We start from the raw sequence: 12001 nt of genomic DNA on the forward strand, positions 1-12001 counted from the left end.
TGGTGCGCACGACCCGTTATCTCGGCCGTCTCGGAGTGGCCCTCACCGTGGCGGCGGCCCTTGCCCTGTCCGCGTGCGGCAGCGAGGACGACGACCCGGGCACGTCCGGCGCGGACACGCGCACCGTCGCGTCCGCGTACGGCGACGTCGAGGTTCCTGCGCAGCCCGAGCGGGTCGTGGCGGTCAGCTACGACACGCCCTGGCAGCTGCAGTCGCTCGACGTGAAGCCGGTGGCCACCCAGGACTACGGCACGTGGGTCGACTCGTTCACCCCGGCCCAGCAGGAGTTCGTCAAGGGGGTCGCGACCGTCGGCGCCTTCGGCGAGACCAACTACGACGCCATCGTCAAGGCCGCCCCCGACCTGATCGTGGGGGACGCCTACGAGATCGACGAGAAGGCCTACGAGCGGCTCGCCGACATCGCTCCCACCGTGATCGTCAAGGGCTCCTTCCGCGGCGACTGGAAGGCGATCATGGCCGGCCTCGCCGAGGCGACCGGTGCCGGTGACGCGCTGGCCGAGCGCGAGGAGGCCTACGCCGCCAAGGTGGCCGGGCTCAAGGAGAGGTACGCCGACCAGCTGGCCCTGACGTGGGCCACCGTGTCGGTCGGCGACGCCGAGGCGGAGTTCTCGGTGCTCTACCCGACCGGGACCGTCGGCGCCCTGCTGGACGAACTGGGGGCGACGCCTGCGCCGGGCATCCCCGACGCCTCGCCCGAGCCGGGCTACGCGAGCTACTCCTTCGAGCGGCTGGACGCGATCCTGAGCACCGCCGACGTGATCGTCGTCCCGGCCAACGCCGACGGGACCCCCTGGGAGCCGTTCGCGGTGATCAAGAGCAACTCGCTCTTCACGGCGCTGCCGGCGGCGAGGTCCGGCTCGGTCTTCGAGCTGTCCTACGGGGTCACCGACTACGACACCGCGCTTCAGTTCCTCGACGACGTGGAGACCACGATCCTGGAACCGCTCGCCGCGCGTTCGTGAGCCCCGGACGCACCATCGGGGCACTGCTGGCCGCCGTCGTCGTCGCGACGGTGGCCAGCCTGTGCCTGGGCGGCCGGGTGTTCAGCCCGGTCGAGGTCGGCCAGGCGCTGTGGTCGGGCGACGGCTCCTCCCACGACCAGGTGATCCGCGACCTGCGGGTCCCGCGAACCATCGTCGGGCTGCTGGTCGGCGCCGCGCTCGGGCTGTCCGGAGCACTGATGCAGGGCCTGACCCGCAACCCGCTCGCCGACCCCGGCATCCTCGGCGTCAACGCCGGCGCGGCGCTCGGTGTCGCGCTCGCGATCACCCAGTGGGGGATCGTCCGTCCCGGCGGGCAGGTGTGGTTCGCCCTCGCCGGCGCGGCTCTCACCACGCTCGTCGTCGCGGTGATCGGTCGCCCCCGCCGCTCCGGGGGCGACGTCGTGACGCTGACCCTCTCCGGCGTCGCGGTGGGCGCGGTCCTGACCGGCATCACCTCGGGGCTGGTGCTGCTGCATCCTCGCGCCTTCGACAGCATGCGCAGCTGGAACGCCGGCTCGCTCGCGGTCGTCGGCTACGACCGGGTACTCGCGGTCGCTCCCTTCGTCGTGGCCGGCATCGTGCTCGCCCTGGTCCTCGGGCGCAGCATCAACGCGCTCGCGCTCGGCGACGACACCGCGCAGGCGCTCGGCGTACGCCTGGTCCGGACCCGGGTCCTGGCCCTCGTCGCGGTCACCCTGCTGTGCGGTGCCGCGACCGCCGCTGCCGGACCGATCGTCTTCGTCGGGCTGATGGTGCCGCACATCGTCGCGGCCCTGATCGGGCCCGACCACCGCCGGGTGATGGTCTGCTCGCTGCTCGCCGGCCCGATCCTCCTGCTCGGGTGCGATCTCCTCGGCCGGTACGTCGCCCAGCCGCGCGAGCTTCCGGTCGGCGTCGTGGCCGCGGCGGTCGGCGCCGTCCTGCTGGCGGTCGTCATCCGGAGGCGATCGTGAGCCGGGTGGTGGCCGTGCGTCTCCTCGGCGGACGGATCAGCGGCCGGGTCCGGGTGCGTGGCGTGCTCGGCGTCCTGGTCCTCCTGGGTGTCGCGCTCGCGGTCGGCGTCGCCTCGCTGCCCAGCCCGGACGCCGGGGTGTCGCTCGGCGAGACGGTCGACGTCCTGGCCGGGCGTGGCACCCGGATCACCGAGCTCGTCGTCCTCGAGTGGCGGCTGCCGCGGGTGCTCACCGCCCTCCTCTTCGGCGCGATGATGGGCCTCAGCGGCGCGATCTTCCAGGTCGTCACCCGCAACGCGCTCGGCTCGCCCGACGTCATCGGGTTCTCCAGCGGTGCCTACACCGGTGTGCTCGTGGCGCTGCTCGTCCTCGACCTCAGCGGGCCCGCCGTACCGGTGGCGGCGACCCTCAGCGGTCTGCTGACCGCCGGGGTGGTGCTCGGGCTTGCCGGCCACGAGGGGCTGCGCGGCGCGCGGTTCATCATCCTCGGGATCGCGGCCGGTGCGCTGCTGTCGTCGGTCAACACCTGGTTGGTGCTCCGGGCCACGGCGGAGGAGGGGCTGCAGGCCTCGCAGTGGGGCGTCGGGACCCTCAACGGGATCACCTGGGCCGACCTGCGCCTCACCGCCGGGTGCGCGCTCGTCCTCCTCCCTGCCGTCATGGCGGTCGCCCGCCCGCTCGCCCTGCACGAGCTCGGGGACGACGTCGCGACGGCGCTCGGGCTGCGGCTCCGGTCGCGGCGACTCCTCGCCGTCGGAGCCGGGGTCGCGCTCACCGCGGTCACCGCCGCCGTGGCCGGTCCGATCGCTTTCGTCGCCCTCGCCGCGCCCCAGCTGGCACGCCGGGTCGTCGGAGGCAGCCCGCCTGCCCTGGTCGCCTCCGCGGCGATGGGTGCGGTCCTGCTCGCCGCCTCCGACCTCGTGGCGCAGCGGGTCTTCGCACCCACGGCGCTGCCGGTCGGCATGGTCACCGTCGTGCTGGGCGGCTGCTACCTCGCCTGGCTCCTGTACCGCCGGGGCTGACGCCGTAGGGTCGGACGACGTGACCCGTGTGCTGCTCCAGTCGATGCTCGCCCTCTCGCTCGTGCTGGTCGCGCCGGTCCTGCCGGCCGCCGCGCAGGACGAGCTGCCCTCGCTCACGCAGGTCCAGCCCCCGTCGTACGACGGGGCGCGCAAGTACGGCCGCATCCTGAAGGCCGCCCCCGGGGCCTGGTCGCCGGCACCCGAGCGGATCGGCTACCAGTGGCTGCGCGACGGCGTACCGATCCCCGGCGAGGTGCGGCGCAAGCACGAGATCGCGCCCGAGGACGTCGGCCACCGGCTCGACCTCGTGGTCGTCGTGGGCGCGACCGGGTACGCCGACACCGTCGCCCAGGTAGGCGTGGGCCGGGTCAAGCATCGAATCGGTGTGCGCCGTACCGTCCGCTACAGCGTCCGCACCCGCGGCGCCGTCGGGGGCGTCGACGTCGCCGACTTCCGGCGTCTCGCCCAGGAGACCTACGACGACGCGCGCGGCTGGCGGGCCGGGGGCGTCCGCTTCCGGCAGGTGAAGCGCGGCGGCGCGTTCACCCTGTGGCTCTCGCAGGCCGCGCTGGTCCCGGCCTTCTCCGGCTCCTGCAGCGCCACCTGGTCCTGTCGGGTCGGTCGCAACGTGATCATCAACGTCGAGCGCTGGCGGGACGCGTCGCCGGCGTGGAACGGCGCCGGACGTTCCCTGCGCGACTATCGCCACATGGTCGTCAACCACGAGACCGGCCACTGGCTCGGTCGCGGCCACGCGTCCTGCCCGGGCCGAGGGGCTCTCGCGCCGGTGATGATGCAGCAGTCGAAGGGCACGCAGGGCTGTCGCTTCAACCCCTGGCCGACCCCGCGCGAGCTCGGCCGCTGACGACCGTCACTTCCAGTTCAGGTCCTGGGCGCTGTTCCAGAGGCTGTCGGGGACCGGGCCGATCCCCAGGATGTCGAGGCTGACGTTGGCGACCTCACCGTTGCGGATCGGCTGGGGGACGGCCTTGAAGCCGGGCCGGGTGCGACCGGGCTTGGCGCGGTCGGCGTTCAGCTTGTAGAGCTCGGTGTTCGGCACGCCGGCGCCGGGACCCCAGAACGCGAACGCGACGCGGTAGTTCTCGCGGTTGGTCTTGATGGCGTGGTTCCGCGTGCCCGGGATGCCGCCGTGGTCGGAGGTCAGCACGATGATCGTGTTGGCGCGCAGCGACGGGGTGGACTCGATCTGGGCCATGATCTTGCCGACGATGCGGTCGACCTTCGCGACGGCCTTCAGGTACGTCGGGGACATCCAGCCGTGGTCGTGGCCGACCTGGTCGGGCTTGCCGAGATGGAGGAACGAGAACGAGGCCGGGTCGGTGGCGAGGTCGGCGCGCAGCGCCTTCGCGACGGCGCCGTCCTTCTCGACCTCGATCACATTGGGCTCGATGGCGGCGGGCCAGGACCGCTCGAACAGCCAGAACTTCGACTTGGTCGCGTAGACCGCCGTGGTCCCGCCGGCCGCGCGGACCTGGGAGAACACCGAGTCGACGCCGTGCCCGGCGGCCTGCTGGACGGTCTTGGTCACCGTGTCGTCGTTCCAGGTCACGCCGTGACCGCCCTTGGCCGCCTTGATCCGGCGACCGGTCACCATGCTGGTGTGATTGGGCAGGGTGACGGTCATCTCGAGCTGGCTGCGCGCGTTGACCGTGCCGGCGCCCTCGTCCTTGATGATCCGGTGCAGGTTGGGGGTGCCCGCCCGCCCGAGCCGCTTGAGCGCGCGCGGGTTCAGGCCGTCGACCGAGATCGCGACGACGTGCTTGCTGTTGATCGTGTCGCGCGCCGCCTCCGCGCGGTCCGCGGTGGCGGTGCCGGGTCCGGAGAGCCCGAAGCCCGCGAGGGCGGCGGCGACGGCGACGGCGAGGACGGCGGGACGGCGCAGGCTGATCACCCGACGAGCCTACGTCGCCGTGGTCCCGGGGACGTGATCTCGGTCCCGGAATGACGCCGGTGGGCACTTCGACGCCGTAGTCTGACCGGGTGCGGCAGGTGAACCATCCCGACCTCGACGGCCCGATCGGGATCTTCGACTCCGGTTTCGGAGGCCTGACCGTCGCGCGCTCGGTCATCGACCAGCTGCCGCACGAGTCGATCACCTACGTCGGCGACACGGCGCGCCAGCCCTACGGCCCCAAGCCGATCGGCGAGGTTCGCGAGTACGCACTCGAGTGCCTCGACCATCTGGTCGCGCAGGGCGTCAAGGCGCTCGTCATCGCCTGCAACTCCGCGTCGGCCGCGATGCTGCGCGACGCCCGCGAGCGCTACGACGTCCCGGTGGTCGAGGTGATCTACCCGGCCACCCGCCGCGCGGTCGCCGCGACCCGCAACGGCCGGATCGGCGTCATCTGCACCCGCTCGACCGCCGAGTCGATGGCCTACGACGACGCCTTCGCCGCAGCGCCCCAGCTGTCCCTCACCACGCGTGCCTGCCCGCGGTTCGTCGACTTCGTGGAGGCGGGCGTGACCGGTGGCGACGAGCTCATCGCGGTCGCCCACGAGTACCTCGACCCGCTCACCGAGCTCGGCGTCGACACCCTGATCCTCGGCTGTACCCACTACCCGCTGCTGACCGGCGTCGTCTCCTACGTGATGGGCGACGACGTCACCTTGGTCAGCAGCGCGGAGGAGTGCGCCAAGGACGTCTACCGGATGCTGGCCGACACCGGCCTCATGCGGCCGGGAGGCGAACCGTCGTACTCCTTCGCGACGACCGGCTCCCCGGCGGAGTTCGAGACCATCGGGCGACGGTTCCTCGGGCCCGAGCTCGTCGCGGCAGGTCAGTTCGCAGGGGGTGTGCGTTGACGGGTGACAGCATCGATGCCGGGACGGCACCGGAGACGACGGCCCTGCGGGTGCCGCCGAGTCCCAGCACCGTGCGGGTGACGATCGTCGGCTGCTCCGGCTCCTACCCCGGCCCGGACTCGCCGGCGAGCTGCTATCTCGTCCAGGCCGGCGACGGGCAGCGCACCTGGAGCCTGGTCCTCGACATGGGCAACGGTGCGCTCGGCACCCTCCAGCGCTACGTCGACCCGCTCCAGGTCGACGCCGTCTTCATCAGCCACCTGCATGCCGACCACTGCGTCGACATGACCAGCTACTACGTGCTCCGCAAGTACCACCCCACGGGCAGCCAGCCCAAGATCCCGGTCTGGGGCCCCAAGGGCACGGCCAAGCGGCTCGCCAAGGCCTACGACCTGCCCCGCAAGCCCGGCATGGAGGAGGAGTTCTCCTTCCGCGTCTACGGCGACCCGGTCGAGATCGGCCCGTTCCGCGTCGAGCCGTACGAGGTCGACCACCCGGTCCCGGCGTACGGCCTGCGGGTGTCGGCCTTCGGCAAGGTCCTCGCCTACAGCGGCGACACCGGCCCCACCCCGGCGCTGATGGACATCGCGGCCGACGCCGACCTCTTCCTCTGCGAGGCATCCTTCCGCGCCGGCGACGACAACCCCCCGAACCTCCACCTCACCGGCGTCGAGGCCGGCGAGGTCGCCGCCAAGGCCGCGGTCAAGCGCCTGGTCGTCACCCACGTCCCGCCCTGGCACGACGCGCAGACCATGCTCGCCGAGGCGGCGAGCGCCTTCGACGGACCGACCGAGCTGGCCGCGCAGGGCACCGTCTACGAGCTGTAGGGCAGCTCGGGGAACGGCAATCCGGGAAAGTCCCTCGCCGCTCGGAACCCGATGCCGGAGTCGAAGCGTCCTTCGGGTGTGGAGTTCGATGAGTTCGTCGCCAGCCGCCGTCCGGCGCTGGTCCGCGCGGTCGTGCTCATGGGCTCTCCGATCGCTGATGCCGAGGACATCGTCCAGAGCGCGCTGACCACGTGCTACCGGCACTGGGCGAAGGTCCGGCGCGCGGGCTCGCCCGAGGCGTACGTCTACCGGATCCTGGTCAACACCCGCGCCAGCGCGTGGCGGCGGAAGTGGCGCGGCGAGCTCCCGACCGGCGACCTGCCCGACGCCATCACCGATGCGGACCTCACCACGGGCCTCGCCGTCCGGGAGGCGCTGGCCGCTATGCCGGCGACCCAGCGGGAGGTCCTCGTCCTGCGCTACTACGCCGATCTCACCGAACGCGAGATCGCCGACGTCCTGCGGATCCCGCCCGGCACGGTGAAGAGTCGCGCCGCCCGCGGGCTCGCCGCGCTCGCGACGACCCTGAGGAGCCCCGATGCTCACGGATGACGAAGCCCGCGACCTGCTCACCCGCGCTGCCCGGACGATCGACGTCCCCCCGACCGCCGCGTCCGCCGCCCCCGCCGCGAGGTCGCGACGGTGGATCGCGGTCGCGGCGACCGCGGCGGTGGTCGCGATCGGCGCCGCCGGCGCGATCGGCATCGCACGCGAGGGCGGCGGCGACCCGGACGGCGCGAAGGACGTGGCGACGGCCGGCTCGCCGAGTCCGTCCGGCACGTTGTCCCTCGACCAGCTGCTCAACCCGCGTCCGGCGTTGCCTCACCGCCCGGTCCCGCTCAGCGCGCCGGTGACCACGAACGGGACCGGGACGCGGGCGATCGAGGTCGGTCCGGCGCCCGAGGGCGCCACCGGCGTCGAGTTCCGCATCGCCTGCCTCACCGCCGGGCGGTTCGTCTGGCCGAACGGCGGATCCGTGGAGTGCACTGCGAAGGAGGCACGCGCCTTCGTGCGCGACCCCGACATGCTCGGGGCCGGCGGGGTCGCCGACCTCGAGTCGGGCCAGACCTCGTTCACCATCGCCGCCGATCCCGGCTCGGCCTGGCGGGTCGTCACGACCTTCGTCCGGGTCGAGGAGCCCTCCGACGCCGGCGAGATCGACATGGACGAGCTGCACCGGCAGCTGAAGGCCCAGTCGGTCCCCTTCGACGAATGTGCCGACGCGGTCGCCTTCTTCCAGCGGCCCGACGTCATCGAGTTCTACACGCGGTACTTCGGACCCGACCACATAGTGAACATGGGCAAGGGCCGGTTCATCGACTGCCCCGGTACCGCCCAGCTGGAGGAGGGGTTCGCCCGGATCCAGGAGCAGGCCGCGACGGGCGAACTCCAGGAGTCACTGGCGAAAGCAGAAGAGATGAGGAAGCGGGCAGAGCCCGGCTCGGGCCGTTGACTCGTCCGTGCCGTCGGCCGTGTGGCTGATCAGGAGATCACGACGTTGCGGACCTGGAGGGCGGACATGCATTTCAGGTCAGCTGCATGCAAGGCATGTCCGCTCACTCCACCGGATGCCCGGCGTCGCGGATGGTCAGCGCGATCTGCACCCGGTTGGTGGTCTCCAGCTTCTCGAACAGCTTCGACACGTGACCCTTGACGGTGGGCACCGACAGGTGGAGCTCGGCGGCGATCTCGGCGTTGGAGAGGCCACGGCCGACGGCGCCGGCGACATCGAGCTCGCGCTCGGTGAGCCGGTCGAGTCGGCGCTGCGCGTCGGCCGCGCGGGTGTCACCGGAGCCGGTGCGCACCCGCTCGATCAGGGTGCGGGTGACGGACGGGGAGAGCATGGGGTCGCCGTCGGCCACCTTGCGGAGGGCGGCGACGATCTCAGGCGGTGCCGTGTCCTTGAGCAGGAAGCCGTCCGCCCCGGCGGCGAGCGCGCCCACGACGTAGTCGTCGGCGTCGAAGGTCGTCAGCACGATCACGTGCGGCGGGCACGGGTCGGCGTGGAGGATCCGGGTCGCCGCGAGACCGTCGAGGACGGGCATCCGGATGTCCATGAGGACGACGTCGGGGCGCAGCTCACGGGCGAGGGCGACGCCGGCACGGCCGTCCGCGGCCTCCCCGACGACCGCGATGTCGGCCTGGCCGCCGAGCATCAGGGTCAGCGCGGAGCGCACCAACGGGTCGTCGTCGACGATGACGACGCGGATCTGATCGCTCACGGGTGGTCCTCTCCCTGGCCGGGCTCGGCTGCCCACGGTAGCCAGGCGTGCAGGACGAAGACGTCGGCCCCCGGCGTGTCGGGGCATCGCTCGACGCGGTGCTCGAGGGTGCCGCCGCGCAGCTCCGCTCGCTCGGTCAGGCCGACCAGGCCGAGACCGGCGCCCGGCGTCCGGGTGGGGCCGAAGCCGAGGGCGTTCGCGAGGACGACGTCGACGCCGTCGGCGGGTGAACCCGTGATCCGGATCCGCAGGGTCGCCGCCGGGGCGTGCTTGCCGGCGTTGGTGATGCCCTCCTGCACGATCCGGTAGACGGTCCGGCCGACGGCATCGGGCAGCTGATCGGCCTCCTCGCCGGAGGCGGCGAGGCCGTCGTCGTACTCGATGACGGCGCCGGCCTGTCGCGCGTCGGCGAGGAGCGCATCGAGATCTCGATGGGTCGGCTGCGGGCCGGTCAGCGGGCCGGCGCCCTCGACATCGCGGAGCACCCCCAGCACCTCGCGCAGGTCGGTGAGCGCCTCGTGCGCCTTGGCCTGGATCACGGCGACGCTGGTGCGCATCTCGTCGGCGGAGAGGTCCTCGCGATAGGTGAGGGCGCCGGCGTGCATGGAGATCTGGGAGATCCGGTGGGCGAGCACGTCGTGCATCTCTCGCGCGATCCGCGCACGCTCGGTGGACCGGGCCTGCGTGGCGCGCAGGTCCCGCTCCGCCTCGGCGGTCTCGGCCCGCTGGCGCAGCGTCCAGACCAGCTCGCGCCGCGACCCGATGTACATGCCCCACGCCACGATCGCCGCGCACACGGCGACGCTGACCGTCGCGGTCAGCCACCACGGGTCGGTGTCCTCGGTCGGCTGCACCCAGTAGTAGGCCAGGCCGCCCAGCAGGTTGAGGATGCCGATCCCGATCACCTGCCACCAGCGGCGGCGGGTCGCCAGCGAGACCGTCGCCAGCGTCGCGGGGCCGGCGGCGATCGCGCTGAACGGCGTCATCAGGACTGTGATCACCGCGACCGACACCGGCCAGCGGCGGCGGAACGCGACGAGGACGTACGCGGCGACGCCCAGGACGACGTCGAGCCAGAACAGCAGGGGTACGCGGTCGGCTTGCTGGTCGGCCACCGGCGACCAGACCAGGGCGCTGATCGCGAGCAGGAGGGCGTACCGCCACAGGTGGCCGTACCACCGCAGCCGCGGCTGGTAGTCGTCCGGCGTCGGCTGCTCCACGACAGCGACCCTAGGGCCTCCGGGCGGGGGAGGGGCAGCGTCCGGGGACCGGACCGGCACCTACTTTGGTCGGGGCGACTCGCGACGCGGGTTCGATGTGCGGACCCGGCCGTTCGGGCAGGCTGGAGCCATGATCACCGTTGATCGACTCACCAAGACCTACGGCGCGTACACCGCCGTGGATGACGTCAGCTTCGTCTGCCAGCCCGGCCGGGTGACCGGCTTCCTCGGTCCCAACGGCGCCGGCAAGACGACCACCATGAGGGTGATGGTCGGCCTCACCCTCCCGACCCGTGGTCAGATCACCATCGGCGGTCTGCGCTACCACGACATCCCCAACCCGGGCCGCCACGTCGGCACCCTGCTCGACGCCTCGGCCCAGCACGTCGGCCGCTCGGGTCGGGAGATCCTCTCCATCGCCGCGCAGACGATGGGCCTGCCGAAGACCCGGGTCGACGAGATGCTCGCCCTGGTCGGGCTCAACGACGACGAGGCGGGCCGCCGCCTGCGCAACTACTCGCTCGGCATGAAGCAGCGTCTCGGCATCGCCCACGCCCTGCTGGGCGACCCGTCGGTCCTCATCCTCGACGAGCCCGCCAACGGCCTCGACCCGGCGGGCATCCGTTGGATGCGTGGTCTGCTCAAGGGGTACGCCGACCGCGGCGGCACCGTGCTGCTGTCCAGCCACCTGCTGCACGAGGTCGAGCAGATCGCCGACGAGATGATCCTCATCGGGCGCGGCAAGATCGTCGCCCAGGGCGACCGGGAGACCCTGCTCGCCGGTGCCAACGGCACCCCGGTCACGATGGTGACCTCGCTCGACAACACCGCGCTCGGCGCCGCGCTGACCCATGCTGGTCACGCCGTGGAGCCGGCGGGTGCGGGCCTCAAGGTGCTGGCGAGCCCGGAGCAGGTCGGTCGCACCGCCCTCACCGCTGGTGTCGTCCTCACCGACCTCCGGTCCGGCGGTGCCGGCCTGGAGGACCTGTTCCTCGAGCTGACCTCGGCCGACGCCCGCGAGGCCGTCCCCGGCGTCGGCGCCCCGACCCCCGGAGGTATCCCGGCATGAGCACCACCGCAGTCCCCACCCTGGACGTCTCCGGCACGCCGCGGACACCGCTGTCCCGCCTGGTCGGGGTCGAGATCCGCAAGGCCCTCGACACCCGGGCGGGCTTCTGGTTCGCGACCTCCATCGTCGGTCTGGTCCTGGTCGTCCTGCTGATCTACACCCTCGTGGCGCCCGACGACTCCAAGAACTTCGAGGACCTGCTCGGTGTCAGTGGTGGCGTACTCGGCTACTTCCTGCCGATCCTGATCATCATGCTGGTCACCAGCGAGCAGTCGCAGCGCAACGGCCTGGTCACCTTCACGCTCGAGCCCCAGCGCTCGCGCGTGGTGGCAGCCAAGTTCCTCGCCGGTGTCGGCCTGGCGGCCTCCGTGATGGTGCTGGCATCGCTGCTCGCGCTGATCTTCACCGCCGTCGCGGCGGCGACCGGCGCCTCGCCCGAGTGGTCCGTGGACGGCAACCTGCTGTTCAACGGATTCGTGCTCACCAACCTGGTCGGCATCGTCGTCGGCTTCGCCATCGCGACGCTGCTGATGAACACTCCGGCGGGCATCGTCGCCTACTTCGTCTACGCCCTGATCCTGCCGATGGCGGCCGGCATCCTGAGCGAGCTGAGCTCCGGCTTCGAGAAGGTCGCGCCGTGGATCGAGTTCAACACCGCGCAGATGCCGCTGTTCAGCGGCGACTACCAGCCCTCCGGGGAGGAGTGGGCGCAGATCGCGACCTCCGGCGTGATCTGGCTCGTGATCCCGCTGGTCCTCGGCACCATGCGGCTGCTGCGCATCGAGTTCAAGTAGCACCACCCCGGCGCTTCACCGAAGATTGCCGGACACGTCACCGTGGCGGAGCCTGCGCGTAGCGGGC

13 protein-coding genes are annotated in these 12001 nt (G+C 72.2%); 10 read left to right on the forward strand and 3 right to left on the reverse strand.

The features are described from left to right. Window positions 1-2: 2 nt before the first annotated feature. Genes RB608_RS17835 through RB608_RS17850 form a run of 4 tightly spaced genes read left to right on the forward strand, consistent with a single transcriptional unit; the run spans window position 3 to window position 3844 of the window. Window positions 3-983: an ABC transporter substrate-binding protein gene (locus tag RB608_RS17835; protein WP_308089393.1), complete on the forward strand. Its 981-nt coding sequence runs from the start codon at window positions 3-5 to the stop codon at window positions 981-983. Beyond that, window positions 980-1957 carry an iron chelate uptake ABC transporter family permease subunit gene (locus RB608_RS17840; protein WP_308089394.1) on the forward strand — a complete coding sequence of 326 codons (978 nt, stop codon included), beginning with the start codon at window positions 980-982 and terminating at the stop codon, window positions 1955-1957. Before RB608_RS17835 ends, RB608_RS17840 begins: the two co-directional genes overlap by 4 nt. Continuing rightward, window positions 1954-2979, forward strand: coding sequence for an iron chelate uptake ABC transporter family permease subunit (locus RB608_RS17845; protein ID WP_308089395.1), 1026 nt, complete (start codon window positions 1954-1956; stop codon window positions 2977-2979). The genes RB608_RS17840 and RB608_RS17845 overlap by 4 nt, the downstream gene beginning before the upstream one ends. 19 nt (window positions 2980-2998) lie before the next feature. Next, complete coding sequence (locus tag RB608_RS17850; RefSeq protein ID WP_308089396.1) at window positions 2999-3844, forward strand: DUF3152 domain-containing protein; 846 nt, start codon at window positions 2999-3001, stop codon at window positions 3842-3844. A gap of 6 nt (window positions 3845-3850) precedes the next feature. Here RB608_RS17850 and RB608_RS17855 read toward each other — a convergent pair whose 3' ends face one another. Further along, the gene (locus RB608_RS17855) at window positions 3851-4891 is read right to left on the reverse strand and encodes an alkaline phosphatase family protein (protein WP_308089397.1); all 1041 of its coding nucleotides are present in this window, start codon (window positions 4889-4891) and stop codon (window positions 3851-3853) included. 89 nt (window positions 4892-4980) lie between these two features. On the opposite strand from RB608_RS17855, the gene murI reads away from it, so the two are divergent. From murI to RB608_RS17875, 4 genes are all read left to right on the forward strand, one after another. After that, complete coding sequence (gene murI, locus RB608_RS17860; protein ID WP_308089398.1) at window positions 4981-5802, forward strand: glutamate racemase; 822 nt, start codon at window positions 4981-4983, stop codon at window positions 5800-5802. Then, window positions 5799-6629, forward strand: a complete 831-nt coding sequence (locus RB608_RS17865; RefSeq protein WP_308089399.1) for an MBL fold metallo-hydrolase — start codon at window positions 5799-5801, stop codon at window positions 6627-6629. The genes murI and RB608_RS17865 overlap by 4 nt, the downstream gene beginning before the upstream one ends. Window positions 6630-6707: 78 nt before the next feature. Further along, entirely contained in the window at window positions 6708-7181 is a 474-nt protein-coding gene (locus tag RB608_RS17870) for a SigE family RNA polymerase sigma factor (protein ID WP_308089400.1), read from the forward strand. Beyond that, window positions 7168-8082 carry a hypothetical protein gene (locus RB608_RS17875; RefSeq protein ID WP_308089401.1) on the forward strand — a complete coding sequence of 305 codons (915 nt, stop codon included), beginning with the start codon at window positions 7168-7170 and terminating at the stop codon, window positions 8080-8082. The genes RB608_RS17870 and RB608_RS17875 overlap by 14 nt, the downstream gene beginning before the upstream one ends. 103 nt (window positions 8083-8185) lie before the next feature. On the opposite strand, the gene RB608_RS17880 is transcribed toward RB608_RS17875, so the two are convergent. Further along, on the reverse strand, window positions 8186-8851 hold the full coding sequence (locus tag RB608_RS17880; protein WP_308089402.1) for a response regulator transcription factor: 666 nt from the start codon (window positions 8849-8851) through the stop codon (window positions 8186-8188). Next, the gene (locus RB608_RS17885) at window positions 8848-10071 is read right to left on the reverse strand and encodes a histidine kinase (protein ID WP_308089403.1); all 1224 of its coding nucleotides are present in this window, start codon (window positions 10069-10071) and stop codon (window positions 8848-8850) included. Before RB608_RS17885 ends, RB608_RS17880 begins: the two co-directional genes overlap by 4 nt. A 130-nt stretch (window positions 10072-10201) precedes the next feature. On the opposite strand from RB608_RS17885, the gene RB608_RS17890 reads away from it, so the two are divergent. Then, entirely contained in the window at window positions 10202-11140 is a 939-nt protein-coding gene (locus RB608_RS17890) for an ATP-binding cassette domain-containing protein (RefSeq protein WP_308089404.1), read from the forward strand. Then, window positions 11137-11934 (forward strand): ABC transporter permease, encoded by a 798-nt coding sequence (locus RB608_RS17895; protein ID WP_308089405.1) that lies wholly within the window; start codon window positions 11137-11139, stop codon window positions 11932-11934. Before RB608_RS17890 ends, RB608_RS17895 begins: the two co-directional genes overlap by 4 nt. Window positions 11935-12001 lie beyond the last annotated feature (67 nt).

Source organism: Nocardioides sp. LHD-245 (genome assembly GCF_030929495.1).
GTDB lineage: Bacteria > Actinomycetota > Actinomycetes > Propionibacteriales > Nocardioidaceae > Nocardioides.

Excerpts from the sequence above, each read along its gene's own strand:
- RB608_RS17875 (WP_308089401.1), top strand. The coding sequence starts at position 7,168 with ATGCTCACGGATGACGAAGCCCGCGACCTGCTCACCCGCGCTGCCCGG.
- RB608_RS17890 (WP_308089404.1), top strand. The coding sequence starts at position 10,202 with ATGATCACCGTTGATCGACTCACCAAGACCTACGGCGCGTACACCGCC.
- RB608_RS17895 (WP_308089405.1), top strand. The coding sequence starts at position 11,137 with ATGAGCACCACCGCAGTCCCCACCCTGGACGTCTCCGGCACGCCGCGG.